The organism is Pedococcus sp. P1_H8, assembly GCF_056405175.1.
In genome coordinates, this window is record NZ_JBFUCP010000010.1 from 14,163 (window position 1) to 40,044 (window position 25,882).

At 69.5% G+C, this 25,882-nt stretch carries 26 protein-coding genes; 22 read left to right on the forward strand and 4 right to left on the reverse strand.

Annotated elements, in window-relative coordinates:
* The 4 genes from AC1DYG_RS15155 to AC1DYG_RS15170 all read left to right on the forward strand — a co-directional run bounded on the left by AC1DYG_RS15155 (position 1) and on the right by AC1DYG_RS15170 (position 3,524).
* The gene (locus tag AC1DYG_RS15155; RefSeq protein ID WP_477640697.1) at positions 1 to 516 is read left to right on the forward strand and encodes a DUF3806 domain-containing protein; all 516 of its coding nucleotides are present in this window, start codon (positions 1 to 3) and stop codon (positions 514 to 516) included.
* Between the two features lie 79 nt (positions 517 to 595).
* Complete coding sequence (locus tag AC1DYG_RS15160; RefSeq protein ID WP_477640698.1) at positions 596 to 1,207, forward strand: hypothetical protein; 612 nt, start codon at positions 596 to 598, stop codon at positions 1,205 to 1,207.
* Between the two features lie 21 nt (positions 1,208 to 1,228).
* Positions 1,229 to 2,440 carry an ATP-binding protein gene (locus AC1DYG_RS15165; protein ID WP_477640699.1) on the forward strand — a complete coding sequence of 404 codons (1,212 nt, stop codon included), beginning with the start codon at positions 1,229 to 1,231 and terminating at the stop codon, positions 2,438 to 2,440.
* Between the two features lie 115 nt (positions 2,441 to 2,555).
* Positions 2,556 to 3,524: a carbon-nitrogen hydrolase family protein gene (locus tag AC1DYG_RS15170; RefSeq protein WP_477640700.1), complete on the forward strand. Its 969-nt coding sequence runs from the start codon at positions 2,556 to 2,558 to the stop codon at positions 3,522 to 3,524.
* Positions 3,525 to 3,529: 5 nt separating this feature from the next.
* Here the strand turns inward: AC1DYG_RS15170 and AC1DYG_RS15175 are convergent, their stop codons facing one another.
* Positions 3,530 to 4,054 (reverse strand): cupin domain-containing protein, encoded by a 525-nt coding sequence (locus AC1DYG_RS15175; RefSeq protein ID WP_477640701.1) that lies wholly within the window; start codon positions 4,052 to 4,054, stop codon positions 3,530 to 3,532.
* Between the two features lie 63 nt (positions 4,055 to 4,117).
* Here AC1DYG_RS15175 and AC1DYG_RS15180 point away from each other — a divergent pair, with 63 nt between their 5' ends.
* Entirely contained in the window at positions 4,118 to 4,777 is a 660-nt protein-coding gene (locus tag AC1DYG_RS15180) for a TetR/AcrR family transcriptional regulator (protein WP_477640702.1), read from the forward strand.
* Positions 4,778 to 4,923: 146 nt separating this feature from the next.
* Positions 4,924 to 7,560, forward strand: a complete 2,637-nt coding sequence (locus AC1DYG_RS15185; RefSeq protein ID WP_477640703.1) for a glucosidase family protein — start codon at positions 4,924 to 4,926, stop codon at positions 7,558 to 7,560.
* An 85-nt stretch (positions 7,561 to 7,645) separates the two neighbouring features.
* On the opposite strand, the gene AC1DYG_RS15190 is transcribed toward AC1DYG_RS15185, so the two are convergent.
* Positions 7,646 to 8,086: a VOC family protein gene (locus AC1DYG_RS15190; RefSeq protein ID WP_477640704.1), complete on the reverse strand. Its 441-nt coding sequence runs from the start codon at positions 8,084 to 8,086 to the stop codon at positions 7,646 to 7,648.
* A 104-nt stretch (positions 8,087 to 8,190) separates the two neighbouring features.
* On the opposite strand from AC1DYG_RS15190, the gene AC1DYG_RS15195 reads away from it, so the two are divergent.
* Positions 8,191 to 8,952, forward strand: a complete 762-nt coding sequence (locus tag AC1DYG_RS15195; protein WP_477640705.1) for an MBL fold metallo-hydrolase — start codon at positions 8,191 to 8,193, stop codon at positions 8,950 to 8,952.
* Between the two features lie 84 nt (positions 8,953 to 9,036).
* A complete protein-coding gene (locus tag AC1DYG_RS15200; RefSeq protein WP_477640706.1) occupies positions 9,037 to 10,365 on the forward strand; it encodes a PP2C family protein-serine/threonine phosphatase in 1,329 nt (442 codons plus the stop codon).
* Between the two features lie 155 nt (positions 10,366 to 10,520).
* Here the strand turns inward: AC1DYG_RS15200 and AC1DYG_RS15205 are convergent, their stop codons facing one another.
* A complete protein-coding gene (locus AC1DYG_RS15205; RefSeq protein WP_477640707.1) occupies positions 10,521 to 12,629 on the reverse strand; it encodes a hypothetical protein in 2,109 nt (702 codons plus the stop codon).
* Positions 12,630 to 12,808: 179 nt separating this feature from the next.
* On the opposite strand from AC1DYG_RS15205, the gene AC1DYG_RS15210 reads away from it, so the two are divergent.
* The 14 genes from AC1DYG_RS15210 to AC1DYG_RS15275 all read left to right on the forward strand — a co-directional run bounded on the left by AC1DYG_RS15210 (position 12,809) and on the right by AC1DYG_RS15275 (position 25,373).
* On the forward strand, positions 12,809 to 13,564 hold the full coding sequence (locus tag AC1DYG_RS15210; protein WP_477640708.1) for a GntR family transcriptional regulator: 756 nt from the start codon (positions 12,809 to 12,811) through the stop codon (positions 13,562 to 13,564).
* 106 nt (positions 13,565 to 13,670) lie between these two features.
* A complete protein-coding gene (locus tag AC1DYG_RS15215) occupies positions 13,671 to 14,849 on the forward strand; it encodes a mandelate racemase/muconate lactonizing enzyme family protein (protein ID WP_477640709.1) in 1,179 nt (392 codons plus the stop codon).
* Positions 14,846 to 15,739, forward strand: coding sequence for an SMP-30/gluconolactonase/LRE family protein (locus AC1DYG_RS15220; protein WP_477640710.1), 894 nt, complete (start codon positions 14,846 to 14,848; stop codon positions 15,737 to 15,739). The genes AC1DYG_RS15215 and AC1DYG_RS15220 overlap by 4 nt, the downstream gene beginning before the upstream one ends.
* Positions 15,740 to 15,802: 63 nt before the next feature.
* A complete protein-coding gene (locus tag AC1DYG_RS15225; protein ID WP_477640711.1) occupies positions 15,803 to 16,270 on the forward strand; it encodes a nuclear transport factor 2 family protein in 468 nt (155 codons plus the stop codon).
* Between the two features lie 61 nt (positions 16,271 to 16,331).
* Positions 16,332 to 17,690 carry an ABC transporter substrate-binding protein gene (locus tag AC1DYG_RS15230; protein ID WP_477640712.1) on the forward strand — a complete coding sequence of 453 codons (1,359 nt, stop codon included), beginning with the start codon at positions 16,332 to 16,334 and terminating at the stop codon, positions 17,688 to 17,690.
* Between the two features lie 61 nt (positions 17,691 to 17,751).
* Positions 17,752 to 18,648 carry a carbohydrate ABC transporter permease gene (locus AC1DYG_RS15235; RefSeq protein ID WP_477640713.1) on the forward strand — a complete coding sequence of 299 codons (897 nt, stop codon included), beginning with the start codon at positions 17,752 to 17,754 and terminating at the stop codon, positions 18,646 to 18,648.
* Positions 18,645 to 19,535, forward strand: a complete 891-nt coding sequence (locus AC1DYG_RS15240; RefSeq protein ID WP_477640714.1) for a carbohydrate ABC transporter permease — start codon at positions 18,645 to 18,647, stop codon at positions 19,533 to 19,535. The genes AC1DYG_RS15235 and AC1DYG_RS15240 overlap by 4 nt, the downstream gene beginning before the upstream one ends.
* A gap of 2 nt (positions 19,536 to 19,537) precedes the next feature.
* A complete protein-coding gene (locus tag AC1DYG_RS15245; protein WP_477640715.1) occupies positions 19,538 to 20,284 on the forward strand; it encodes a TSUP family transporter in 747 nt (248 codons plus the stop codon).
* A complete protein-coding gene (locus AC1DYG_RS15250) occupies positions 20,281 to 21,195 on the forward strand; it encodes a dihydrodipicolinate synthase family protein (protein WP_477640716.1) in 915 nt (304 codons plus the stop codon). The genes AC1DYG_RS15245 and AC1DYG_RS15250 overlap by 4 nt, the downstream gene beginning before the upstream one ends.
* Complete coding sequence (locus tag AC1DYG_RS15255) at positions 21,192 to 21,968, forward strand: SDR family NAD(P)-dependent oxidoreductase (protein ID WP_477640717.1); 777 nt, start codon at positions 21,192 to 21,194, stop codon at positions 21,966 to 21,968. Before AC1DYG_RS15250 ends, AC1DYG_RS15255 begins: the two co-directional genes overlap by 4 nt.
* Before the next feature lie 11 nt (positions 21,969 to 21,979).
* Positions 21,980 to 22,639, forward strand: coding sequence for an SDR family NAD(P)-dependent oxidoreductase (locus tag AC1DYG_RS15260; protein ID WP_477640718.1), 660 nt, complete (start codon positions 21,980 to 21,982; stop codon positions 22,637 to 22,639).
* 41 nt (positions 22,640 to 22,680) lie between these two features.
* A complete protein-coding gene (locus tag AC1DYG_RS15265) occupies positions 22,681 to 23,550 on the forward strand; it encodes a fumarylacetoacetate hydrolase family protein (protein ID WP_477640719.1) in 870 nt (289 codons plus the stop codon).
* An 81-nt stretch (positions 23,551 to 23,631) separates the two neighbouring features.
* On the forward strand, positions 23,632 to 24,696 hold the full coding sequence (locus AC1DYG_RS15270; protein ID WP_477640720.1) for an aldo/keto reductase: 1,065 nt from the start codon (positions 23,632 to 23,634) through the stop codon (positions 24,694 to 24,696).
* Between the two features lie 71 nt (positions 24,697 to 24,767).
* On the forward strand, positions 24,768 to 25,373 hold the full coding sequence (locus AC1DYG_RS15275; RefSeq protein ID WP_477640721.1) for a DUF421 domain-containing protein: 606 nt from the start codon (positions 24,768 to 24,770) through the stop codon (positions 25,371 to 25,373).
* Here AC1DYG_RS15275 and AC1DYG_RS15280 read toward each other — a convergent pair whose 3' ends face one another.
* Entirely contained in the window at positions 25,374 to 25,865 is a 492-nt protein-coding gene (locus AC1DYG_RS15280; protein ID WP_477640722.1) for a nucleoside deaminase, read from the reverse strand.
* Between the last annotated feature and the right edge of the window lie 17 nt (positions 25,866 to 25,882).

Genomic DNA, 25,882 nt, shown 5'->3' on the forward strand with positions numbered 1-25,882 from the left:
ATGGCGTGGTTCGGTCGTGGCCGCGACGACTCCGCCGCGGAGGTGCCCGAGGCGCCGGAGCGCACGCTCCCCGATGCCGGCGACACGCTCGACCCGGGAGCCTCGCTGCGCCCGTTGGTGGACCCGCTCGGCGACGGTGAGCGCAGCCGGATCACCGCGGCGCTGGAGTCGCTGACCGCCGACGGCGTCGACGTCGACGACCTCGACTCGCTCAGCGCCGGCCTCGACCGGGAGTATGCCGCGTGGTCGGCCGCGCCCGAGGACGCCCGTCCCGACCACGCCGCCATCGTGGAGCGCTATGCCGTGGGGATCGGTGAGCACATCGACCGCCACACCGATCTCGACTGGCAGGTGGTCACCGATGTCTTCGGCACCGACCTGTCGCTGACCGAGGGTTTCAAGGGTTCGTTCGTGGTGGTCCCGCACAACCTCGTGGCGGGCCGTTGGATGCGGGGCGAGACCGGCTGGATCCCGGCGGTGGTGGGCCACATCGTCCGCCGCCGCACCCGCCGCTGAGCGCGGGGGCTGACCCCGGGGCCCTGGGCCGGGGCGCACACCGCGGGCGCTCACCCCACGAAGGTGGGCCGGCCTTCTTGTGGTCGGTTCCGGTGTAGACGACGTCGTCCTTGTCGAAGTAGGCGTTGACGCTGAGGCTGGCGTCGATGATGTGGGCGCACGCCTCGCCGGTGGTGCTGACGGTCAGCTCTTCGCCGGGGCTGACCTGCAGGACGGCCTGGACGTCGACCGGCTCGCAGGCACCCGGGGTGGTCGGGAAGGTGCCGTCGGAGGCGGTGACGACCAGGTCGAGCGCGCCTCCGAGTGGCCCTGCGGTCAGCCCGTCGAAGTGCCAGCTCGAGGCGGATACGCTCGGGGTGCTGTCGAAGAGGCTTCGGTCGAGACGCTCGACGGTGGCGGCGTGAGCGCTGGCAGGGACGAGCGCGACCAGCGCGAACGTGGCGCTGGCGACGGCGGTGATGGTGCGGACGTTCATGAGATGACTCCAGTGATCCGTGGTCTGGCCGGGAGGTCCGGCGCTGTGGGTGAGGCAACAGTGGCCAGCGCCACTTGGGCGGCACTTGGGCTCGACTTGAACCACGACTTGAGGCACGACTTGAGGTACCACTTCAAGCACGACCGGAACTGGTCCCTGAACTCGTGGGAGGGCGACACGATCGGCGCGTATCGCGAAATCTCAGGGAAACGCTAGAAACCCCCATACCCTGCGATCGTGGACCCGATACGCAACCCGTACGCGCCCGGAGCCGGCCAACGCCCACCCGAGCTCGCCGGTCGTGACGAACAGCTGCACGCCTTCGACGTCGTGCTCGAACGCATCGCGCGCGGTCGACCCGAGCGGTCCATCGTGCTGACCGGGTTGCGCGGGGTCGGCAAGACGGTGCTGCTCAACGCCCTGCGCTCCGCCGCCGTCCGCGCCCACTGGGGGACCGGCAAGCTCGAGGCCCGTCCCGACCAAGGTCTGCGCCGGCCGTTGTCCGCGGCACTGCACGTGGCGGTCCGCGAGCTAGGTCATCCCGCGGGCGACGAGGTGGATCACGTCCTCGGCGTCATCAAGGCCTTTGCCCAGCGCGACTCCGCTCCGGGCGCCAAGCTGCGGGAGAAGTGGAACCCGGGCATCGATGCTCCCGTGGCCACCGGCCGGGCGGACTCCGGAGACATCGAGATCGACCTGGTCGAGCTGCTCACCGACGTCGGTGGGCTGGCTGCCGACGTGGGTCGTGGCGTCGCCATCTTCATCGACGAGATGCAGGACCTGTCGGCCGACGACGTCTCGGCGATCTGCGCGGCCTGTCACGAGATCTCCCAGTCGGGCCTCCCGGTCATCGTCGTGGGGGCCGGACTGCCGCACCTCCCCGCGGTCCTGTCGGCGTCGAAGTCCTACTCCGAGCGCCTGTTCCGCTACCAACGCATCGACCGGCTCGACCGCGCCGCGGCCGACCTCGCGCTCGTCGCGCCCGCCGCCGACGAGGAGGCCGAGTTCACGCCCGAGGCCTTGGACGCGATGTATGCCGCGACCGCCGGCTACCCCTACTTCGTCCAGGCCTACGGCAAGGTCGCCTGGGACGTCGCCCCGCGCTCGCCGATCACGGCCGAGGACATCACCGTGGCCGCGCCCGAGGCAGAGGCCGAGCTGGCGGTGGGGTTCTTCGGGTCGCGGTTCGAGCGGGCGACACCCGCCGAGCGTGAGTACCTCCGGGCCATGGCGGACGCCGCGGTGTCGCTGGCCGAAGCCGGCGAGGAGGTCGACGAGACCGAGTCGGTGCCGACCGCTTCTGTCGCGCAGGTGCTGGACCGCAAGCCCCAATCCCTCTCTCCCGCAAGGGATGCGCTGCTCAAGAAGGGCCTGATCTACTCAGGCGAGCGAGGCCGGATCGCGTTCACCGTCCCCCACTTCGGTCGCTACCTGCGCTCCGCCGGCTGAGGTGGGTCGGCACGACCTGACGTGGGTCAGCACGACGCCAACCGGTCTACCGTGATGGGCAGGGCTCGCCCGTCCTGGGCCTGAGCTGAGCGATGTGTCGGGTGGAGGGGCCTCGATGAGCAGAGTCTTCACGGCGGCTGCGGTGCAGGCGGCGTACGTGCTGATGGATCGCGAGGCGACGACCGAGAAGGTCGTCCAGCTCATCGCGGAGGCGGCCGCCCGGGGCGCCGAGCTGATCGTGTTTCCCGAGGTCTTCGTGCCCGGCACGCCGATCTGGATCGACTCGGTCCCCATCTGGGACGGCGACGAAGCCTGGTTCGCGCGCCTCGTCGACCAGGCCGTCGTGGTCCCCGGTCCGACGACGGAACGGATCGGGGCAGCGGCTCGGGAGGCCGCGGCATACGTGGTGGTCGGTGTCGACGAGCGGGAGCCGCACGGGACAACGATCTACAACACGCTCCTGTACTTCGGGCCGGATGGGCGACTGCTCAACAAGCACCGCAAGCTGATGCCCACGGGGTCCGAGCGAACGGTGTGGGGGATGGGTGACGGATCGATGCTCGACGTGGTGCCCACGGACCTGGGTCGGGTGGGTGGCCTCATCTGCTGGGAGAACTACATGCCGCTGGCGCGCTTCCACCAGTACGCCCAAGGTGTCGAGATCTGGGTCGCGCCCACCCTGGCGCAGGGTGACGGCTGGATCGCGACGATGCGGCACATCGCCCGGGAGGGGCGGGTGTGGGTGCTCGGGGTGAACCCCTGCCTGCGCGTCGACCAGATCCCGGCCGACTTCCCGGACCGCGACCGGGTGTGGCGGGCGCAGGAGGGCCCCGAGGCCGAGTGGGTCGAGCCCGGCAACAGCGTGATCTGCAACCCCAATGGCGAGATCGTCGCGGGTCCGCTGCGCCACGAGGAGGGCATCCTCACTGCCGAGATGGACCTCGCCGCGGTGGCGTCGGGGCGACGGATGTTCGACCCTGTCGGTCACTACCACCGCCCGGACGTCTTCCAGCTGACTGTCGACACGCGGCGTCAGCGCGCCGTCACCGTCCTGTCCGAGGAGTCCGCCCCCCAAGGAGGGTGACCCCGTCAGACGGCGGCGAAGGGTGGCGGGCCGAGCAGCACGATCCCGCCGTTCGCCTGCGCGGAGGCGCGGATCCGGTCGAAGTCCACGACGCCCTCTGCGCCGTCGACGTTGTCGGCTGACTGTGGCTCGCTCGCGCCCCAGTAGAAGGCCTCGCAGCAACCCGGCGTGTGCAGGAACAGGATCTTCGCGCTCGCCGACAGCACCAGAAAGGCGTGCGGAACCCCCCGCGGTGCGACCGCGACCCCGCCCGCGCCGACGTGGTGGTCGACTCCGTCGATGTGCATCAGGATCTCGCCCTCCAGCACCACCGCGGTCTCGTCGGAGTCCGGATGGGTATGCAGCGGGGTCGCCTTGCCGCCGGACATGGAGTCCTCGAACAGCAGGAAGGCGCCGTTGCTCTCGTGGGCGCGCACCTTCCACGTGTGGACCCCGCCGCCGAAGAACCAGCGACGCTCGCCTTCGCCCTCGGCCCTGATGACGGCTGCGGGAACCGTGCTGGTTGTGGGAACCGTGGAGGTGCTGGACATGACGCCCACTTTCGTCGGACACGCCGTTGTGAGACTGGAGTCTCATGATGAGACTGACGTATCATGAACGGTGTGTCAATGCCCTACGAGACCCACGGCCGGACGGGGCAGAAGAGCCGCACCCGCAGGGCGCTCGTCGACGCCGCGCGCGACATGGTGGCCAGGGGTGAGATCCCGACCGTCGACCAGGCCGCGGTCGCGGCATCGGTGTCGCGCGCCACGGCATACCGCTATTTCCCCAACCACGGGTCCCTCCTGGCGGCAGCACATCCCGAGACCGGCGCGCAGTCGCTGCTCGGCAGCGACCCTCCCGCCGAGCCTGCCGCGCGACTCGACATCGTCATCCGCGCCTTCACGACGTTGATCGTGCAGACCGAGGCCCAGCAGCGCACCATGCTGCGGCTGTCCCTCGAAGCCCGCGACGCGGGCGACTCGCCGCTTCCGCTGCGGCAGGGTCGGGCGATCGGCTGGATCGCCGAGGCTCTCGAACCGCTGCGCGGGCAGCTCAGCGACCACGCGTTGCACCGGCTCGTGCTGGGCATCCGCAGCGCCACCGGGATCGAGGCGCTCGTCTGGCTCACCGACATGGCCGGACTGTCCCGGGACGAGGCTGCCGACCTGATGCGCGAGTCGGCCCAAGCGCTGCTGACGAGGGCGACGTCAAGCTCCAGGGCGGCCGTCTCCACAAGCTCCAGCGCGGCCGTCTCCACGTCGGGCCCCTAGCCAGAGATCTTGCGTTGCCGGTCCGCAGGGCCGGGTGTAGCGTCCCAAGGTCCGGACAAAGTAGTCCGAAAACCTCGGGCGAACCGTCCAGACCACCCAGGCGACGCCGGCCGGCGCCGCTCCCCCTTCTGGGTCGGAGGACGACGATGTCTCGAACTCATGTTGCCGGTGCCACAGCGCTGTTGCTCGGAGCGGCCGTCATGGCGGCACAGGTGCCAGCCACTGCCACGCCAGGGGGAGGAGGAACCGCAGCGGTCGCGGCTGCCGGCGACGAGCTGTCGGTGAGCACCCGCCTCGCCGACCGGCGCGAGGTCTCGGCCGGGACGCGGGCCTACTCGGTCGGGTTCGAGGACGGCCGGTTCTACGCGAACGGCTGGCACATCACCGGTGAGATGGGTGGGGTCTGGACGCCGCCGATGAAGATGGTCGACGGCGTGTGGTTCGGCCTGGATGACCAGTGGGTCGGTCCCGCGACGAAGTTCACCAGCGGGTGGGGCTACAGCCGCTACGACCTGCCGGACACCGCGGGCCTCAAGGTCGCACGGACCGACTTCGTGCCCGACGGCGTCCGAGGAGCGCTCTTCGGCCTGACCGTGACCAACCCGGGCCCGGCCCGCACGGCCAAGCTGTCGGTCGACGCGCACTCCGAGCTGATGGGCCAGTACCCGTGGGGGTTCGGCGGCGTGACCCCGAACGCCAGCGACAACCTCCCGGACACCGGTGCCTACGACGGCAAGAACCTCGTCTTCGCCGATGATGGTGCGCTGCCTGGCGCGCCCGTCCACCACTACGCGGCCGTCGTCGGCACCGCAGCCACCCCGACCACCGGGCAGATCGGCACCCAGTTCTACGGCGCCCAGCCGGGCCACCGCTGCACCGGCACCGAGACCGGTGGCCCGGCCGACCCCAAGCCCTCTGCCTGTGACGACGGACCGTTCGGAAAAGGCACCGGCGGCCGGCTGACGTACAACCTCGACCTTGCTGCCGACAGCTCGAAGACCATCTGGTTGGCCGTCGCCGGCTCCGACCAGGGGTCGACCTCGGCCGCAAGCCTGAACTCCGCCCGCGACGAGCTCGCCAAGGCACTGGCCGACCCCGACGCTGCGCTTGCAGCCAAGAAGGCCTCACGCCAGGCGCTGTCGCAGCTGACCCAGCTGTCCCTGCCCGGCGACCCGCTCGTGCACGACGCGGTGCAGTGGGGCAAGCAGAACATCGCCGACCTCACCCAGACGGCGACCGACCTGCAGATCCGCTGGACCAACCAGGGCAAGCAGTTCCCCGCACCGTCCGGGACCGTCGCCAAGGCGACCTGGATCGGGGCCGGCTTCCCGGACTACCCGTGGATCTTCGGCACGGACGCCGAGTACACCGCGTTCGCGTCGGTGTCGGTCGGGCAGTTCGAGGCGATCAAGGACCACCTGCGAGCGCTGCGCGAGGTGTCCGACATCCTCAACAACCGGTCCGGCGTCGTGACGCACGAGGTGATCTCGGACGGCTCGATCTGGTACGGCCAGGACTCGCGCAGCACCAACCCGGACGGCACCACGGCATACAACTTCAACACCGACGAGACGGTGAAGTTCCCGAGCACCGTCGCGCTGCTGTGGCGCTGGACCGGCGACAACCGGTTCCGCGACGAGATGTACGACTTCTCGGTGCGCAACCTCAGGTACGTCACGCGCACCCTCGACGCCGACCACGATGGCTTCCCCGAGGGCCTCGGCAACGTCGAGCGCGGCGGTATGGGCACTGAGAAGCTCGACAACACCGTCTACTACATCCGCGGGCTCTACGACCTGGCCGACATGGCGAAGGCCAAGCGCGACGGCACCACCTTCGCGTGGGCCAACAGCCTTGCGCGCGAGATCAGCGACCGCTTCGACGGCGCATGGTGGTATGCCGCGGCGTCCCAGTACGCCGACTCGCTCACCGACCCCGGCGACGTCCAGTCGTTCCAGAAGCACTGGATCGGCCAGACGCCGATGGAGGCTGAGCTGCAGGTCAACGGGCGAACCGTCCCCGGGCTCGCGCCGTTCGCCCACGGCAACACGGCGCTGGCCGGCCGCGAGGACCCCTGCTACAGCGGGACGGCGCCCCTGTCGACCGGCCTGTTCCACACGGGCTGCGGCGGCGGCCAGACCGGCGCCGGCGAGAAGGTCGTCTTCGGCCTGACCACGTCGATCCAGTCGATCGGGGAGGGCAACTACGGCCGCCTCGGAGCGGGACAGCAGCAGCGCTACACGCACGCGCTGGCCGACCCGATGTTCGCCGAGCCCGCCACGGCCGGGACCCCGGACGAGCAGCCGGGCGCGATGCCGGAGATCTTCCCCTCGCCCGACCAGGGAGCCAACATCGACCGGTGCTGGACCTGCCGTTCGATGTTCATGCAGGCGTGGGGCAACTACGGCACCGCGTGGGCGGTCGTGCACCAGTGGCTCGGCATCCAGCCGGACCTCGGCAACGGCCAGCTCGTCGTGGTGCCGCAGGTGCCGGCCGGGCAGCCGTCGGCCTCCGGTGAGCACATCCGGCTCGGCGGCGGGTTCGCCGATGTGTCGGCCTCGGTCGCGGGTACGCGGTACACGACGACGCTCGCAGTCAATGGCGCCGTCGGCGCCGACAAGGTCTGGATCGGGCACACCGTCCCGCGTGGCAGCACCGTGACGCGGGTCGTGCTCGACGGTCAGGTGCTGTCCGACTGGACCAGCCGCACGACGAACCGTGGCCTCGAGGTGACCGTCCCGACCAAGGCCGGGTCGCACACCCTGGTGGTGACGACTTCCTGAACCACGACCTGGCGGCGCCGTTCAGCGCAACGGCGTCGCCATGGTCGTGGTGAGCCTCGGCCGAGGCGCTGGGCTGTGGTGAGCCTCAGCCGAGGCGCTGGGCCAAGGAGACGATGATCCCCTCCGGCCCCCGGACGTAGGCCATCCGCCACGTGCCCTCGTACTCGCCGATGCCCCCGACCAGCCCGTAACCCTCTGTCGCAGCCCAGTCGACGGCCTGCTGCACGTCGTCGACCTCGAAGGCCACGTTGCGCAGGCCCAGCTCGTTGGCCATGGCGTCCGGTGAGCCCGGCACGGAGTCGGGCCGCACGAAGCGCGCGAGTTCCAGCCGGGCGCCATCGCCGGGGGGCTTCAGCATCACGATCTCGGTGCGGGAGTTGGGAATGCCGCAGACCGTGTCGAGGAACTCGCCCTCGACGAACGTCCTGCCCTCGACCTCCAGGCCCAACGCCACGAAGAAGTCGGTCACGAGGTCGAGATCTGCGACCGTGACACCGATGTGGTCGAAACGCCGTACGTGTGACATGGGCCCGTCCTCTCGTCGCACCGACCGCACACCCGCGACCCGAGCGCGCCTTCGCAACGGTAGGGCACCTCGCGCCGGACTCAGACACCTGACAGAGTGATTCGATGCTGAACGAGGTGGCCGACGGCGTCTGGGTCCGACAGAGCGAGTGGGTCTGGAGCAACGCCATCGTGGTGCGCGGGGACACCGGGTTGACCCTCGTCGATCCCGGCATCGACGGCTCCGATCTGGACGCGCTCGCCGACGAGGTCGACAGGCTCGGCATTCCCGTGGTCGCGGGGTTCTCCACCCATCCCCACTGGGACCACCTGCTCTGGCATCCCCGGTTCGGTGACGTGCCGCGCTACGCCAGCGCCACCGGTGCGCAGGTTGCCGGTGATGCCCGAGAGCGGGCGCAGGCGATGGCAGCGGAGAGCGCGTCGGGCATTCCTCTCGAGCTGGTCGCGCTCCTTACCCCGCTGCCCTCGGACGGGGCGTCCGTGCCGGGCGAGATCATCGAGCACCAGGCGCACGCCCCCGGCCACCTCGCGATCCTTCTGGCGGACCGTGGCGTCCTGCTCGCCGGCGACATGCTCTCCGACGTCCTGATCCCGCTCCTCGACGCTCGCCACCCTGGTCAGGTGGGTGCCTACGAGGCGGCGCTCGACCGGCTGGGTGAGGCCGCCCGGCAGGTCGAGGTCATCGTCCCCGGCCACGGCGCTGTTGCCGAGGGTCCCGAGGTGGCGGCCCGCCTGGCCGCCGACCGTGCCTACATCGACGCGCTCCGGCGAGGAGACGAACCGGTCGACGCGCGTCTCGAGCAGCACGACTGGCTCTCCGGCCCGCACCAGGCCAACCTGGAGCAGGCGCGACACTCGTCCAGCTGAACTCTTCGGGGTTCGGACGGCGCCGAGCGGCTCAACCCGTTGGGCTGAGCCGCGAGCGGGTGTCAGGGGCGTACTGTTCCCGTCATGGCGACCTCCGGAAGGTCCACGGAGCTCCTCGGTGGAGTGCTGGACGCCGCGGAGAACGCTTCTCCGTTGCAAGCCGTGGAGGCGGTCACCGAAGCTCTCGCGCATGCCCTTGGCGCGTCTGCGGCGTTCTTCCTGATTGCCGACATCTCCGGGCGCGGACTGGTGCGCCTTTCGCACGGGGCCTCATCCGAGGAACTGGCGCAGCTGGGCCTGGGCGGCCAGGAAGGTGTCGTTCGGGTAGATGACCACGAGCAGGCCGTCGTGGTGCCGTTCGACGGTGGGCCGGTCGAGCAGGCGCTGCGCACCCAGAGCGTCCAGGTCATCCCACCCGCCGCGGACCCGGGTGCAGGCGGGAGCCCGGCCCGATGGGTCGTTCTGGCGCCGGTGACCGAGCGGGGTGAGGTCCTCGGACTGCTCCAGCTGTCGCTGCCGACGGCTCCCGACGCCGACACCCTGGGCCAGATCTCCCGCATCGGGCACGTGCTGTCGTTCGTGGTGATTGCGAACCGGCGCCACACAGACCTCTTCGAGTGGGGTCAGCGCAGCACCACCTTCACCCTGCCCGCCGAGATTCAGCGGCGGTTGCTGCCCGCGGCCTTCACGTGCGAGGCGGGAGCGTTCACGCTCTCGGCCTGGCTGGAGCCCGCCGCGTCCGTGGGCGGCGACACGTTCGACTACTGCCTGGGCCGCGACGTGCTGCACCTGTCGCTGACGGACGCGATGGGACACGGAGTGGCAAGCGCCCTCACCGCCACCTTGTGCGTGGGCAGCCTGCGCAACAGCCGACGTCAGGACTCCTCACTGCTCGCCCAGGCCCAGGCCGCGAACCTGGCCCTGTTCGAACATGCCACGGCCGTCGGCTCGGAGAGCTTCTCCACCGGCATGCTCGGGCGCCTCGACCTTCGCACGGGGACCCTCGCCCTGGTCAACGCCGGACACGTGGCGCCGTACTTGTGCCGCGCAGGCGCCACGCGGGCTGTCCCGCTTCCGGTGGACGTTCCGCTGGGGATGTTCGCCAGCGCCGTCTATCGCAGCACCCACCTCGCCCTCGAGCCGGGAGACCGGCTCGTCCTGGTCACCGACGGCATGCTCGAGCGCGACGCCGCCACCCTGGACCTGATCGCCGAGATCACGCGGACCCGGGACCTGCACGCCCGCGAGACCACCCGCCAGCTCACCGACCTGGTCCTGCAGGTCTCCGGCCGGGCCCTCGCCGACGACGCCACCCTCCTGGTCCTGGACTGGCACGGTTCGCACGGCCGCGACCGGGACACCACCTCCGGCTCCCAGAAGCTGCACCCCGCACAAGCTGGCGTGCAGCGGTGACCCCGGCGAACAGCCCGGACGCCACGCCCCGCGTCGACCTCGGCCACGGGCGGAACGACTGGCTCTCCGGCCCCCACCAGTCGAACCTGGAGCAGGCCCGACAGTCGTCCGGCTAGAACCTCCGCGTCATCGCGCTCAGCTGGTCAGCCGGGGGGTCAGCTGTCCTCGTGCGTGAAGAGCAGCACGCGCAGCCCGTCCGGCTCGATGGTCCCGGCATACCCGCCCTTGACGGCGCCGGGTTGGGGCGTGCCGTCGAGGGCCACCACCTCCGGCACGCCGATCATCGATGCCCCACCCCATGCGGAAGGGTCGATGCTGGCGGTCGCGTGGGAATCCTCGTCCGTGGGATTGACGAGTACTGCGAGGACGTCGTCTCCGTGCGTGTAGAGGCGGGCGTGGGAACCGGTCGCGATGAGGCCCTCGACGTGGTGGTACTGGCCCTCGCAGAAGAACCGGAGGAAACGTCTGCGCAGCGCGGCCAGCCCTCGCAAGGTCGCCACGAGCTCCGGGCAGTCCGCGAGCAGGTAGCTGTGCATCTGTCCGGGCATGACGTTGATCAGGCCCCCGTCCGCGAAGGCGAGCAGCGAGCCGCGCGGGTGCTCGTTGACGTTGGCGTTGAGTCGCACCTGCGGAAACACGTACCGGAACGGCGCGTCCTCCTCGAGGTCGGCGCCGTTGCGCCAGTCCCACGTGTAGTCGAGGATCGGCACCTTCTGCTCGGTGATCATCTCGCCGGAGAACGTGCCGCGTGGGTCGTTGCGTCGCACCATGTCGTGAATGGCACGGCCCACCTCGAGCAGCCGGTCGCCTTCTTCATCGGGCGCGCCGTCGGCGCTGGGGTTGTAGTTCGGCTCGAACCACGCCCAGTACTGATCCCAACAGGTCGAGGTGGCGCCGAGCTCGAGCAGACGCGCGTGCTCGGCGAGGATTGCTTCGCGCATCCCCGACGCGAGGAGCGAGCCGCGCACCATCGCGTGGGTGCCCATGAAGGGGACTCGAAAGCGAGGCAGGAAGTCCAGTCCGTAGGTCCAGTCGTCACCGACGACCTGACCTGCCGCGTTGTGATGCTTCCACTCGTCTGGTGACTCGTCGGTGTCCCGCAGCAGGTGGTGGCTCACGAACAGGGACACCGGCACGCCCGTCTCGCGGCACCGAGCCAGGGCGGTCCGCAGGTCGTCCTCGGTGCCCAGCCGGGGGTTCATGAGGACCGGCAGCCCGTTCTTCTCCCACCAGTGCCACACGCAGAGCTCCGCCAACCCCAGGTCGGGGTCGGCGAGCTCCTCGGCATAGCGGGGGAGCTGGTCGATGGCGAAGTTCACCGGCGCGTGCCGGATCGCCGGCCACACCGACCGGATGCCGAGCGCTTCGCGGATGTGACGCGGTGCGTCATAGGGGTATGCCGCGTGGGCGAATTCCTGGAAGGCGCTGGCCCCGGTGTGCCAATCGCCCTCGTGAAGGAGAAGCACGTAGTCGCCACTGTCCCAGCTGGAGCCCGGCGCGATGGTCGGGAAGTGCAACCAGCGCAGGGCGAACTCGTCGGTCGCCCGCTCCGGGCGTTCGAGCAGGAGCCCTTGCGCGGCATACCTCGGGTCGCGGGAGTAGAGCGTCAGGCCGCCGCGTGAGTCGCCGTAGTCGAGCCACTTCATGCTGAACTCGAAGGCGCCGTAGCCGAAGTAGCGCTGCAGAGGCGTCTCCAGGAACGACGCGTCGTCCGGGCCCATGGCGAGCTGGCGCAGCGGCCACACGGTGCCCCGGCTGAGGCGCAGCCGTGTCTCGTCGGAGCCCGTCACGGCGACCCGCGGCGGGTGTCCGGCAGCCGATGCGCGGAGGGACACGCGCGCATCGGGATCCTGCCCACCTGCGCTGAGGCCGAGCACCTGGGGAAAGGCGACCTGGGGGACGAGCAGCTCGCCGTCGTTCTGCACGCGAGCCCGGACGACCAGACCTTCCGGGGCCGGCCTCAGCTCGATCTCGACCCGGATCGCGGCGACGTGATCAGCCGACTCGAGCCGAGGGTAGGTGAGGCTGAGGCCGCCGCCCTGCTCCCGCACGACCTCCGGCCGTCCGTGGGTTCCCGTCTCGAGGTAGTGCGAGCCGTAGCCCGGGAGGGGCAGGGCGAGCCGAAGCAGTCCGGCTCCCGGCGCACCACCGATCAGCTCACGGCCATCCGCGTCCAGTCGTGCGCAAACCAGGGCCCCGGTCGCCAGGTCCACGCCGACCCGTCCGCCACGGACGTCGACCCACTCGGTCGCGCTCTGGGTCATGCGGGGCTCCTCGGCGCGAGACGGATACAGACGGATTCAGCGAGGTAAGGCATTATGCATACTATGAAAACTTTGGCCGCAGCTCGCACCGCGACGCGCGGACGCCGTCGACGCTGCATCACGTCTCGAACCGCTCGACCCGTTGCGCCGGCCGGCGGCTCGTCCAGATACTTGGAGCCATGACCGACCTCGGAGTGCTCCAGACGCTCTCGGACCGCGGCAGCCTCGTCGACCAGGTGCGCGAGTCGATCCAGGCCGCGATCACGTCCGGTCGGCTGGATCCCGGGGAACGGTTGCGCGAGATCCCCCTGTCCAAGCACTTCGGCGTCTCCACGACCCCCGTGCGCGAGGCCCTGCGCCGGCTGGAGAGCGATGGGCTGGTGCAGGTGCACCCCCGCCGCGGCGCGGTGGTCACAGCCCTCCAGGACGGGGTGGTGGCGGACCTGTACGACCTGCGCCTGGTTCTCGAGGCCGAAGCGGTGCGGCTGGTCGCTACCCAGGCGGAGCTGGAGCTGGGCCGGGTCTACACCCTGCTGGGCGAGCTGGAGGGCCTGGTCGACGAGGGTGACGCAGCCTTCGCAGAGGTCGACGTCCGGTTCCACCGGGCGATCAACGACCTCTGCGGCAACCGCGAGCTCGCCGCCGAGGCTGAGCGGGTCCACCGCAGGATCCAGGCCGCTCGCGTCCGCGCGTCCGTGCCGGGTCGGCTGCGGACCGCCCAGGATCAGCATGCAGAGATCGTGGAGACGCTGCGCAAGCGGGATCCAGACCTTGCCCAAGAGGCGGTGCGCCGGCACATCGTGTCCGCCAAGGAGAACGTCATGGGCTTCCTCAGGGCTCGGTCCGTGGGTCCGGAGGAAGATCCCTCGTCGGCGTTCGAAGAGGCCGCCCCGCTGGGAGGACTCGGGGGGGCAGTGGCGCCACAGACCGCCTGAGTGCGCTCTAAGGATTATGCAGAAAATGCCGTGACTTCCCCCTGACGCGTGGTTCGGGTCGTTAGTCTGGGCCGGACGGGACCCCAACGCAGGAGTCGGCCCACAGATGAGGATCACGAAGATCACCGCCTATGCGGTGAAGTCGGAGAACGCCTACGCGATGTCCGGGGCGGTGCGCCCGGGGGAGCGGTTGCCCGGGAGTGACTACCGACGGTTCGCGCCCCACCGGCAGCTCTACTCCGACCGCTCGGAGGCCGCGCTCGTGCGGGTGGACACCGACGAGGGTCTCGTCGGCTGGGGCGAGGCGCAGGCGCCGATCGGGCCCGAGGTGGTGCTGGCCGTCGTCGAGAAGGTCCTCGGACCCACGCTCCTGGGCCTGGACCCACTCGCGACGACGGCGCGTGCGGTCGACATGTACGAGACGTTGCGGGTGCGCGGTCAGGTGGGCGGGTTCCAGCAGGACGCCATCGCGGCCCTCGACACCGCGCTCTGGGATCTGCGAGGCCGGGCAGCTGGGTTGTCGCTTGCCGAACTCGTCGGCGGCAGGCTGCGGGACACGCTGCCTTGCTACGTGACGGGGCTGCGTGAAAGGACGCCGGAGGGTCGGTGCGAGGAGGCGGCGCAATGGGCGCGCCAGGGCTTCGGGGTCAAACCCTGCCTGGGCTTCGGGGGGCCCCAGGACGCGGACGAGGTGCGTGGACTGCGGCAAGCCATGGGCCAGGATGCGTGGTTGGCCGTCGACGGGATGTGGGGCTACACCCTCCCCGAGGCCAAGGCGTTGGGGCGGGTCCTGGTCGAGGCCGGCGTCGCGTTCTTCGAGTCGGCGCTCGCACCGGAGGACGTCCTGGGGCATCGCGAGCTGGTGCGCAGCCTGGACCTCCCGGTGGCGATCGGTGAGCCGCTGCGCACCCGCCACCAGTTCATGCCCTGGCTCGCCGCCCGGGCGATGGACGTGGCGCAGCCAGACCTGATGCGCAACGGCGTGGGGGAGACGCTCGCCATCGCCACCTTGGCGTCGGCGCACCACGTCTCGGTCGCGCTGCACACCGGAGTCGTGACCTCGGTCGGGATGGCTGCCTCGTGGCAGGTGGCGGCCGCCCTGCCGAACTTCCTCGTCCAGGAAATCCAGCCGGTCATGCTCCAGACCTTCGGCCATCTCGTGGAGGAGGAGCTGACCGTCGCCGATGGGGTCGTGCACGTCCCGACCGGGCCCGGGATCGGCGTCACCGTCGACGAAGGGCGCGTTCGCGCGATGGCTGACTCGGTTGTCGAGATCGGACTGTGACTTCGCCCCATCCCGCTCGCCCGGACTGGCAGGAGCTGCCGCTCGGAGACCACCTCCTGGCGGAGAGTCCGCGATGGGACGTATCCCGGCAGCGCCTCTCCTGGGTGGACATCCTCGCCGGCACGGTGGCGAGTGCGCACTGGGTCGACGGTCGCTGGAGCGATGTCGAGCGCCGCCAGGTGGGCCGGGCGCCCACTGCCGCCCAGCCGCTCGCTGACGGTGCTCTTGCCGTCGCCGTCGACGGGGCGGTTCGCATCATCGCCCCGGACGGCTCGACGACGCAGACAGTTGAGGTGTGCCAGCGCTTTCCGGCGGTGCGGACCAACGACATGACCGTCGACCGCGCGGGCCGGCTCCTGGTCGGGCTGTTCACCGAGGACCGCGTCTCGCCCCGTGGGGGCGTCGTGGCGGTCGACCTGGGGACACGGCTGGTCACTCCGGTGCTGCGGGGCTACATCACCTCCAACGGGCTCGCTGTGACCCCGGAGGGAGAGGAGTTGTATGCCGTGGACACGGCCCGGGGAACCCTTTCACTGCACCCTCTCATCGGGAACCGGAGCGTCCTGGAGAGCCAGGAGGCGGGACAGGTGCTGGTGCGCCACCGGGGGCCTGGCGTCCTCGACGGGATCGCCCTCGGACCGGACGGCGACATCTGGGTGGCCGTGTGGGGCGCGGGGGTGCTGCACCGCTACTCGAGCACCGGACGGCTGCGCCAGGTTCTCGCAGTGCCTGTGGCCCGTCCGTCGGCCGTCGCCGTCGTGCCCTTCGGCCTCGTGCCGCACCTCGTGGTGACCACGGCACGCTCAGGTCCGCCCCACCGCGCAGGGGGAGGCCGGCCCCCGGATGCCCAGCGCGAGGGGCGCCTGTACGCCACGACCCTCACGAGCTGACCCACAGGACGGATCCAGGAACACCAGGAGACCAGGACATCAGGACATCAGGAAGGACTGTGGATGGACCCCCTCGAGCTGCTCGTCGCGGAGCGGGACTGTGAACGTCTGACGTACCGGTACTGCCGCTTCGCCGACCTCGGCGAAGCCTCCAGGCTGGCCGAGCTGTTCACCGAGGACGGCATCTTCGCCATGCCGGGCGTGACGCTACGTGGTCGGGCCGAGATTGCCCGCACCTTCGCGGAGCGTGAGGTCCTGGCGGACCTGCAGACCCTGCACCTGTGCACCAACATCGACATCGAGGTGTGCGACCGGACGACTGCGCGAGGCTGGGTCAACGTGTGCTTGTTCCGGCGCTGGCGGGTCGACGGCACGACGGATCCCGTGCCAGTCACCACGCCCTCGCTCGTCGCGTCGTACGACGACACGTATGCACGGGTGGACGGGCGTTGGCTGATGGCGACGAGGACCCAGCGGGTGGTCTTTGCCGACCCTTCCGACACCGGGTGGAAACGACCAACGGATCGTTGACACCACATTATGCATAAGATATAACTCTCCTAAGTTTCAGCAACGGCGCTGGGAGGCACTCGTGGATGCACAGGCTGGTCTCGACCGCAGGACGTTTTTCAAGGGAGCAGGGCTCGTCGGGGCGACGATTGCCGTCCCCACGCTCTTGACGGGGTGTGGCGGCGACGCCGGCTCCGGTGCCACCGCTGGCACCCAGAAGCTGGCCTTCTGGTGGAACCCCAGCGTCGAGTCGGCGGTCCCGATGACGGCCTGGATGGACGGGGTGATCAAGCAGTTCACCGCCGCCAACAAGGGCACCACGGTCGAGTCGACGACCCAGCCGTCCGAGCAGCTGGCGAGCAACTTCCGGACGGCTTGCCAGTCCAAGTCCGGATCTGACCTGCAGCACGAGTACTCCGGCACCTACACGATGCAGTTCGTCTGGGAGAAGTGCGTCGTCCCGCTCGACGGGGCCCTCGACGCCGAGGAGATGAAGCACGTACTCCCCCCCAAGGCCCTCGACATCTACAAGTTCAAGGGCAAGACGTGGGCGCTGCCCTGGTACAACGCCCCGATCCCGCTCATGTACAACAAGGCGCTGTTCCGCAAGGCTGGTCTGGACCCGGAGAAGGCGCCGGCGACCATGGACGAGATGATGACTGCGGCCACGGCGCTGCGGAAGGTCGGGGTCACGCCCTGGGGCTACGGCGTCAAGAACCTCACCGGGATCGGCAACTTCTCCGGCATGTTCAACACCCAGAACCTGAACGACCCGCGTGAGTTGTTGCCGGTCGTCCTGGGCGAGGAGAAGTACACCGACGGACGGTTCTCCGAGTGGCTCGGTTGGGTCAAGGAGATGATCGACGCCAAGGTGTTCAACCCCGACGTCACCTCCCTGGAGTACTCCGACGCCATGAACATGTTCTTGGCCGGCAAGTGCGCTTTCGCCATCACGAGCAGCCTGACGAAGTTCCAGAAAGCGCTCGGCGACGACCTCGGGGTGATGGCGCCACCCAAGCGGGGGACCGGCTCACTCGCCGGGAAGGTGCACTTCAACTCGCACCCGCTGTTCATCACGGCCTTCTCCGAGCACAAGGAGCTCGCGGCGAAGTTCCTCGCCTACCTGCACCGTCCCGAGGCCCTCAACGGCATGTACAAGGCCACGGGCTTCTTCCCGGCTGACGACCGCTTCGACAGCAGCACCATGAACTCTCCTCAGGACAAGAGGTTGTGGGAGTTGCAGAGCAACCAGTCGACGATCGGCTACCAGAACTTCTGGCCCTCGAAGATGGACCGGGAGAACAGCTTCCTCGCTGTCCAGGCCGTGTTCTCCGGAACGGCCCCCCAGAAGGCAGCAGCAGACGTCGAGAAGCGGCTTGATGCCTGGCGCAAGTCGTCGGCGAACGAGCTCAAGAACTTCAAGGACTGGTCGGGCAGCTGATCACGGGCCGGACGGCCGTCAGGCAGGACTGCACACGACCGACCCCGAGGTGGCCTGACCCATGACATCGATCCACGCACCCCGATCGCCGCGCACGACGCGGCGTCGGGACGCGCGGGCAGCCACGCTGTTCCTGCTGCCCGCGGCGCTGTTCCTGGCCTTCGTCTTCCTCTACCCGATCGCATCAGTGGTGCGGACCAGCTTCCTCGACCCGTTCACCGACGAGTTCTCGGGACTCGCCAACTACCGCGCGTTGTTCGCCGACCCGATCTTCCATGCGGCAGTGGTCAACAACCTCAAGCTGTTCGTGGTGCTTCCGGTCCTGGTCCTCACCTCCATCGTGATCGCCCAGGTGCTGCACGACCAGATCCGCGGCTGGCGCGTCTACCGGGCCATCATCTTCATGCCCTACGTCGTGCCTGTCGTGGTCGCAGCCCTCGTGTTCGGCCAGATCCTGCAGAGCCGTGGCCTGGTCAACAGCCTGCTCGGGTCGGTGGGTCTGGGGGCGCTGGCGCAGAACTGGCTGGGCGACACCAGGACCGCGGTGTGGTCGCTGGCCGGGGTGATCGAGTGGCGAGAGCTCGCTTTTGGCGTGATCCTCTTCCTGGCTCGGATGACCCAGCTGCCCGAAGAGCTCTACGACGCGGCCAAGGTCGACGGCGCGAACTGGTGGCAGCGCCTGCGCCACGTCACGGTGCCCCAGATGGCCACGATCATCGCGTTCTACGCGGGCATTGTCGTCGTTGCCCTCTTCAACTGGGTCTTCAACTACGTCTTCGTGCTGACCAAGGGTGGACCGGGCACGAGCACCTACGTCATGGAGTACTACATCTACAGCCGCGCCTTCATCTACGGGGACTTCGGCAACGCCGCCGCCCTCTCGACGCTCATGCTCGTCACGATCCTCGCGTTCATGGTCACCTTCCTGACGTGGCTCAACCGCCGGGAGGCGCTGTGAGCATCGCGACGAAGTCGGCGACCGAGCCGGCCAGCCAGCCCCTGACCAAGCCCTGGACGACCTCACCGGCAGTCCTGGTCGGGGCCGTCACCAAGCACGGAGCCGTCCTGCTGGTGACCCTGTCCGCCATCGTCCCGATCTACTTCATGGTGTCGACGTCGTTCAAGACCGAGGTGCAGTACGCCGACAGCCAGCTCAGGCTGCCGACGTCGCCCACGCTCGCCAACTACCAGGAGATCCTCGGGAACCCCATGTTCCTCACGTGGATCCGCAACAGCTTCCTGCTGACGGTGCTGTCCGTGACCATCGGGATCACCATCTCAGCGCTGGCTGCCTATGCCTTGGCGTGCATGGACTTCCCTGGCCGACAGGCAGTGTTCATGGTGTTCGTCGCCCTGCTCGGGGCGCCGGCCGTCACCGTGGCGATCCCACTCTTCCGGGTGATGGTCGAGACCAAGCTCATCAACACCCTTCAGGGCGCGGTCGTGGCCTATGTCGGCCTGATGATCCCCTACACGACCTACTTCCTCACCGGCTTCTTCCGGAGGCTGCCCTCAGCACTGTTCGAGGCTGCCCAGCTCGACGGCGCCAACCACCTGATGATCTTCCGCAAGATCGCCCTGCCGCTGTCGCGACCGGGCGTCATCACGCTCGCGATCGTCAACACCCTCTGGGTGTGGAACGAGCTGTTGATCGCCATCATCTTCCTGCAGCGCAACGACAAGCGGACCCTGATGGCCGGGCTCACCCTCTATCAGGGCGAGTTCTCGAGCAACGTCCCTGCGATCATGGCGGGGCTGACCATCGCGGCGCTGCCGATGTTCGTGCTCTACGTGACGGGTGTGCGGTACTTCCTGTCGGGCTTCATGGCCGGTTCGGAGAAGTGACCGTGAGCTACGTGCTGCCGGCCGTCATCGTCTTTCTTGCCGGGATCCTCACCGGCGTGACGGGTTTCGGCTTCAGTGTCCTGTCGGTGCCCCTGCTGCTGCTGGTCTTTGAGCCGCACCAGGTGGTGGTGATCGCGTTGTGCCTGGTGCCGCTCACCAGTGCAGTGCTGCTGCTGGCACCGGGGCTCCGCGGACAGGTGCGCGCAGGCACCTTCGGTGCGCTGACGGGATTCTCGGTCCTGGGACTTCCAGTCGGCATCCTGCTGTTCGAGCACGTCGACCCCCTGTGGGTCACCAGCCTGATGGGCCTGGTCCTGCTGGGGTATGCCGCGTATGGGCTCACAGGTGCCGGCACCGTGGCCTTGCGTCGGCACTGGGTCGCTCCCAGCGGGATCCTCGGCGGGATCCTCGCCACGAGCACGGGACTCAGCGGCCCCGCGGTGGCGATGTACGTCCATGGGCGGCGGGTGTCGACCCAGGGGCAGACAGCCACCATGTCGGCCTACGTCGGCGCCATCAGCGCGCTGGGCCTCGGGCTCCTTGCGTGGCGAGGTGCGGTCTCGGGCGACGACCTCCAACCCGTGCTCAGGCTTGCCGGGGCAGCGGTACTGGGGACGGTCGCGGGGCGCTGGTGGGCATCGAGCAGGCACGAGGCCCTCGACCGGGTCATCCTCATGGCGCTGGGGTCGATGGGGATCTGGACGGTGGGACGGTCAGTGGTGTCGTTGACGAGAGGAGTTTGGGGATGACTGACACGAAGGCGGATGCCGCCGTCGGAAGGTCGCTACGGGGGGTCGTTCCCATCCCGGTGACGACCTTTGAGCGCGACGGGACGCTGGACCTCGGCGGACTGCGATCGCAGGTGGAGTTCTGCCTCGGGCACGGCGCGGACGGGATTCTGTACCCGGGCGTGGTGAGCGAGTTCTACACGCTGACCGACGAAGAGCGTCGGTCAGCCGTCGAGACCGTGGTGGACGCGGTCGGCGGACGGGCTCCCGTGGCGGTCGGTGTCACGGGAGCCAGCACCGAGAGCGCGGTGATGTTCACGCGGCACGCGGCCGAGCTGGAGGTCGACGCGGTGATGACGATGGTGCCGTACGTGCAGCACTTCTTCGGTCCCTCCGCGCAGTTCATCAGTGAGCACACTCGTCGGGTGGCCGAGGTGGGGGTGCCGGTGATCATGCAGAACGCCCGCGTCGGCTTTCCGCTCGGTGCCCAGGCCCTTGCGGAGGTCGTGGCCGCGGTGCCGGGAGTGCGCTACGTCAAGGAGGAGAGCAACCCGCCCACCCACGGCATCTCCGCGGTCGTCAAGGCCCTCGGCGACTCGATCGAGGGGGTCTTCGGCGGGATCGGGGGTGTCTACCTCGTCAACGAGCTCGAGCGGGGAGCGATCGGGACGATGCCGTCACCCGCCTTTGTCGACCGCGTCGTGGGAGCCTACCGCGCCTGGGAGGCCGACGGTGCGGACGCAGCCCAGGAGCAGATCGACTCGATGGGTTCGCTGTTCACCCGCGAGGTGCTCTACAACGTCGCGTTCCACAAGGAGGTCCTGCGACGGCGAGGTGTCATCGCCAACGTCACGGTGCGCATCGCCAGCCCCTGCCTCGACGACGTCGACCTTGCCGACCTCCAGCGGATGATGCGACGGGCCGGGCTGTGACAACGGAGCACACCGGGCGCAACGTCGTGGTGGTCGGATCGAGCTCGGCGATCGGGCTCGCCATCGTGGCCCGGTTCCTGCAGTCCGCGGACCGGGTGGTCGGCGTGAGCCTGGCCCCTGCAGAAGGGCTGTGCGACCACCTCGTGGCCGACTGCTCGGACCCCGTCGAGGTCCGGCGGGTGTTCGCCGAGATCCTGCTGCGGTTCGAGGGCCGCATCGACGTCCTGGTGACCGCGGCTGCCCTGAATCCCAGGGCCCGGGTGGTCGAGCAGACCGACGACATGTGGCGCACTGCGCTCGGAGCCACCCTGGACACCGCGTTCTACAGCGCGCGGGCGGCGCTGCCCCACATACCCCGTGGCGGTTCAGTCATCGCCGTGTCGTCGGTCATGGCCCGCCTTGTCTCACCTGGCGTCGCGGGATACGCCGCTGCCAAGGGCGGTCTGGAGGCGCTGGTCCGGGTGCTTGCGCTCGAGCACGGCGCGGCGGGCGTCCGTGTCAACGCAGTGGCCCCGGGACTGATCGGAGGGTCTGACCTCGAGAACGCCACCGAGGGGTACCCGTTGGCGCGCACGGGCACACCTGAGGAGGTGGCGGCTGTCGTGGGATTCCTCGCCTCTCCCGACGCGTCCTTCGTCACGGGGGCCGTGGTGCCGGTGGACGGCGGACTCTCGGTGGCGCAGACAGGGGCATGGGCGCGTCCCGATCTCCGGTCCCTGATCGACCCAGCGTCACCGAGTCGGTGGCCGGGCGGCCCGGAGGGAGAGCAGTGAGACGAGCGATCGTGACCGGGGGCATGAGCGGGCTCGGAGCCGCGTGTGCCAACCGCCTTGCCGCAGAGGGGCTTGAGGTGGTGCGCCTCGACCTCGCGCACGGCGCGGACGAGGTGGTCGACGTCACTGACGAGGACGCCGTGCAGGGCGCGCTCGCGCGCATCGGCCCGGTCGACGTCCTGGTCAACAGCGCGGGCATCGTCGGACCCAACGCGCCACTGTGGGAGGTGTCCACGGCGGACTGGGAACACACCTTCTCCGTGAACGTGACGGGCGCTTTCCGGATGTGCCACGCCCTCGTGCCGGGCATGGTTGAACGAGGGTGGGGCCGGATCGTCAACATTGCCTCGATCGCCGGCAAGGACGGCAACCCCCGGCTCAGCGCCTACTCCGCCTCCAAGGCGGCGGTGATCGCGATGACCAAGTCGCTGGGCAAGGAGCTGGCCACCACCGGGGTCTTGGTCAACGCCGTTGCTCCGGCGGTCTTCGAGACGCCCATGAACGCCACGACCGCTCCGGCCGTGCTGGATCGCCTGGTCTCGTTGATCCCCATGCAGCGACTGGGCCGGGCGGAGGAGCTCGCTGCGCTGGTGGCGTGGCTGACCTCCGACGAGTGCAGCTTCTCCACCGGCGCGGTCTACGACATCAGCGGCGGCCGTGCAACGTACTGACAGCGGTGCGCCGCCGCGCCCCACATGAGGAGGTCGGCAGCATGCGACTGCTGAGAGTCGGACCCGCGGGTGCCGAGCGACCCGCCGTCCTGGTGACCGACACCACCTACGTCGACGTCGCGGACGTCGTGGGCGACTTCGATGCAGAGTTCTTCGAGAACGGCGATGTCCACAGACTGCGCGCCATCGTCGACGAGCGAGCCGCCACAGGAGTTGTGTCGACCCTTGCGGGTCTGCGGGTCGGCGCCCCGGTCGCGAGGCCGCATCAGATCTTGTGCATCGGGCTGAACTACCGCGACCATGCAGCCGAGACGGGGCAGCCGGTACCCGACGAGCCCATCGTCTTCACCAAGTCCCCCAACACCCTCGTCGGCCCCCATGACGACGTGCTGCTGCCCAGGGGCTCGACCAAGACGGACTGGGAGGTCGAGCTCGCGATCGTCATCGGTCGAAGGTGCAGCTATCTGCCCGACCGTGAAGCCGCCGAAGCCGCGATCGCCGGGTACGCGGTCTGCAACGATGTGAGCGAGCGCGCGTTCCAGCTCGAGCGTGGCGGGCAGTGGTGCAAGGGAAAGTCGGCTGCCACGTTCAACCCGATGGGACCCTGGCTCGTGACAAGGGACGAAGTCGACGACCCGACCTCTCTGACCATGTGGCTGGACGTCAACGGAGTGCGTCGACAGACGGGGTCGACCGCCACGATGGTCTTCGACCCGGTGACGATCGTCCAATACCTGTCCCAGTTCTTCGTGCTGGAGCCGGGAGACGTCATCAACACGGGGACGCCGCCTGGTGTCGGGATGGGTATGCATCCGCCGACCTTTCTCTCCGCGGGCGATGTCATGGAGCTCGGCATCCAGAGTCTGGGTACCCAGCGCCAGACGGTCCGAGCCTTCCCCCCTGGTGCCTAGGACGGTCCATCCGGTTCGGCCCGGGAAGGATCCCTCGGGCCGGGGGGTTGGGAACGAGTGGACCGAACAGGGAGGACACCCATGAGCGAGACCACCAACCACGTCGACCAGAGCGCCGACGCCACGCCCCGCGTCGACCTCGGCCATGGCCTCGAGGTCAGCAGGCTCGGCTTCGGCGGCATGGCGATCACGCACGTCTACGGCGAGACCGACCCCTCCGAGGGGCTCCGAACCCTCCACCACGCCGTCGACGCCGGCGTGAGCTTCATCGACACGGCGGACGTCTACGGCCGTCCGCGTGAGGGCGAGTCCGGACCTGCCGGCACCAACGAGGAGCTCGTGGGCGAGCTGCTGCGAACCCGCCGCGACGAGGTGCAGCTCGCGACCAAGTTCGGCATCACCGGCGTCCCCACGCACGGACCGGGCGGCACGGGCGTCCGCGGCGACGCGGCATACGTCCGCAGCGCGGCGGAGGCGAGCCTGCGACGACTCGGGACCGACGTCATCGACCTCTACTACCTGCACCGCCGCGACGTGACCGTTCCCATCGAGGAGACCGTCGGCGCGATGGCCGAGCTCGTCGCAGCCGGCAAGGTGCGTCACCTCGGACTGTCCGAGGTCACCGCGGACGAGCTGCGTGCGGCCGCCGCGGTCCACCCCATCACCGCGGTGCAGAGCGAGTGGAGCATCTGGTCGCGCGACGTCGAGGACCACGTCGTCCCGGCGGCGCGCGAGGTGGGGGCTGGTTTCGTGCCCTACTCGCCGCTCGGGCGCGGTTTCCTCACCGGGGCGATGACCAGGGAGGCGGTGGCCGGGTCGATGCTCAAGGGTCACCCTCGCTTCGACGCCGGCTTCGAGGCCAACCAGCGGGTCGTGGAGGTCGTCACAGCTGTCGCCGCCGAGCTGGGGGCGACCCCGGCCCAGGTCGCGCTGGCGTGGCTGTTCGCCCAAGGTGAGCGCCTCGGTATGCCGGTCGTGCCGATCCCCGGCACCCGTCGCCCCGAGCGGGTGGACGAGAACCTCGGAGCCCTCGCGATCCGCCTCGACGACGACCAGCTGGCTCGACTGGAGGGCGCTGCCGACCTCGCCGAGGGTGGTCGCAACCTCAGCGCGGACCCGGCCTGGATCTCGTCCGGCCGGGAGTAGCCGCGCTACCAGCGAGGAGGCGGGCACGGGGTTAGGTTGGCGCCCAGAGCCATCAGCCTGAGGGAGCCACCGTGTTCGTACAGCTCGTCGCCGCAGCACCGCAGGGAGTCGTCGACGACCTCCTCCACCTGGACATGCCCCCGGTCGAGAAGGTCATCCGGACCGTCGTGATCTATCTCGGCATCCTGCTGATAATCCGCGTCGCGGGCAAACGCCTGATGGCACAGATGAATTCGCAGGACCTCGTCGTCGTGCTGTTGCTGTCCAACGTCGTCCAGAACGCCATCATCGGCAATGACAACTCGCTCGTGGGCGGCCTGCTCGGCGCGGCAGTCCTCGTCGTCGTCAACGCGGGACTGGACCGCTGGTCACTGCGCAGCCCCCGGGTCGCCTGGCTGCTCGACGGGCGGCCCACCGTGGTCGTCAAGGACGGGCTGCTCGACAACCGAGCCCTTGCTCACGTGGGCATGAGTCCCGAGGAGCTCCACAACGCGATCCAGACCCAGGGAGCCGACTCGCTCAGCGAGGTGCAGCGCGTCGCACTCGAACCGGGTGGTTCCATCACCGTCGAGCTGAGGCCCGATGCGCGCAGCGCCACCATCGGCGACCTGCGGCGCGCGGTCGACGCGCTCACCGCCCGCCTCGACGCGCAAGGAGGCGCGACACCTCCTGCCTGATCACTGCCCTTCGGGGACGTCGTGCAGCCGGCGGTGCAGGTCCCGCACCTCCTGCTCGAGCTCGGGAGCCGGACCGTCCACCTGGAGTCCCGGCGCCACGGCCTTGATCGGCAGCGGCATCACCGGGCCCGGAGGCACGCCCCACTCGCGGAGCCAGCCGACGAGCTGCTCGGTGGACACGGCATACACGATGCGACCGAGGCCGACCCACGCGTGCGCGGCCGAGCACATCGCGCAGTGCTCGCCGGAGGTGTAGACGGTGCAGGCAGCGCGCTCGTCCTCGGCGAGGTGCTGGGCCGCCCACTTCGCCGCCTCGAACTCCGGGTGACGCGTCTGGTCGCCGTCCTGGACCCTGTTGCGGTCGGCGAACCGGACGGCGCCCGCGCCGTCGACGAGCACCGAGCCGAACGGTTCGTCCCCCGCCTCGAGTCCTGCACGGGCCAGCTCGACGCACTGGCGCAGGTGGGTGAGGTCGAGGTCGGAGAGGGACATGCGTCCGATGCTCGCAG

Bases quoted from the DNA above. Each gene is read 5' to 3' on its own strand.
- AC1DYG_RS15155 (WP_477640697.1), top strand. From the start codon at position 1: ATGGCGTGGTTCGGTCGTGGCCGCGACGACTCCGCCGCGGAGGTGCCC.
- AC1DYG_RS15170 (WP_477640700.1), top strand. From the start codon at position 2,556: ATGAGCAGAGTCTTCACGGCGGCTGCGGTGCAGGCGGCGTACGTGCTG.
- AC1DYG_RS15175 (WP_477640701.1), bottom strand. From the start codon at position 4,054: ATGTCCAGCACCTCCACGGTTCCCACAACCAGCACGGTTCCCGCAGCC.
- AC1DYG_RS15180 (WP_477640702.1), top strand. From the start codon at position 4,118: ATGAACGGTGTGTCAATGCCCTACGAGACCCACGGCCGGACGGGGCAG.
- AC1DYG_RS15185 (WP_477640703.1), top strand. From the start codon at position 4,924: ATGTCTCGAACTCATGTTGCCGGTGCCACAGCGCTGTTGCTCGGAGCG.
- AC1DYG_RS15190 (WP_477640704.1), bottom strand. From the start codon at position 8,086: ATGTCACACGTACGGCGTTTCGACCACATCGGTGTCACGGTCGCAGAT.
- AC1DYG_RS15195 (WP_477640705.1), top strand. From the start codon at position 8,191: ATGCTGAACGAGGTGGCCGACGGCGTCTGGGTCCGACAGAGCGAGTGG.
- AC1DYG_RS15200 (WP_477640706.1), top strand. From the start codon at position 9,037: ATGGCGACCTCCGGAAGGTCCACGGAGCTCCTCGGTGGAGTGCTGGAC.
- AC1DYG_RS15205 (WP_477640707.1), bottom strand. From the start codon at position 12,629: ATGACCCAGAGCGCGACCGAGTGGGTCGACGTCCGTGGCGGACGGGTC.
- AC1DYG_RS15210 (WP_477640708.1), top strand. From the start codon at position 12,809: ATGACCGACCTCGGAGTGCTCCAGACGCTCTCGGACCGCGGCAGCCTC.
- AC1DYG_RS15215 (WP_477640709.1), top strand. From the start codon at position 13,671: ATGAGGATCACGAAGATCACCGCCTATGCGGTGAAGTCGGAGAACGCC.
- AC1DYG_RS15225 (WP_477640711.1), top strand. From the start codon at position 15,803: ATGGACCCCCTCGAGCTGCTCGTCGCGGAGCGGGACTGTGAACGTCTG.
- AC1DYG_RS15235 (WP_477640713.1), top strand. From the start codon at position 17,752: ATGACATCGATCCACGCACCCCGATCGCCGCGCACGACGCGGCGTCGG.
- AC1DYG_RS15250 (WP_477640716.1), top strand. From the start codon at position 20,281: ATGACTGACACGAAGGCGGATGCCGCCGTCGGAAGGTCGCTACGGGGG.
- AC1DYG_RS15265 (WP_477640719.1), top strand. From the start codon at position 22,681: ATGCGACTGCTGAGAGTCGGACCCGCGGGTGCCGAGCGACCCGCCGTC.
- AC1DYG_RS15270 (WP_477640720.1), top strand. From the start codon at position 23,632: ATGAGCGAGACCACCAACCACGTCGACCAGAGCGCCGACGCCACGCCC.
- AC1DYG_RS15280 (WP_477640722.1), bottom strand. From the start codon at position 25,865: ATGTCCCTCTCCGACCTCGACCTCACCCACCTGCGCCAGTGCGTCGAG.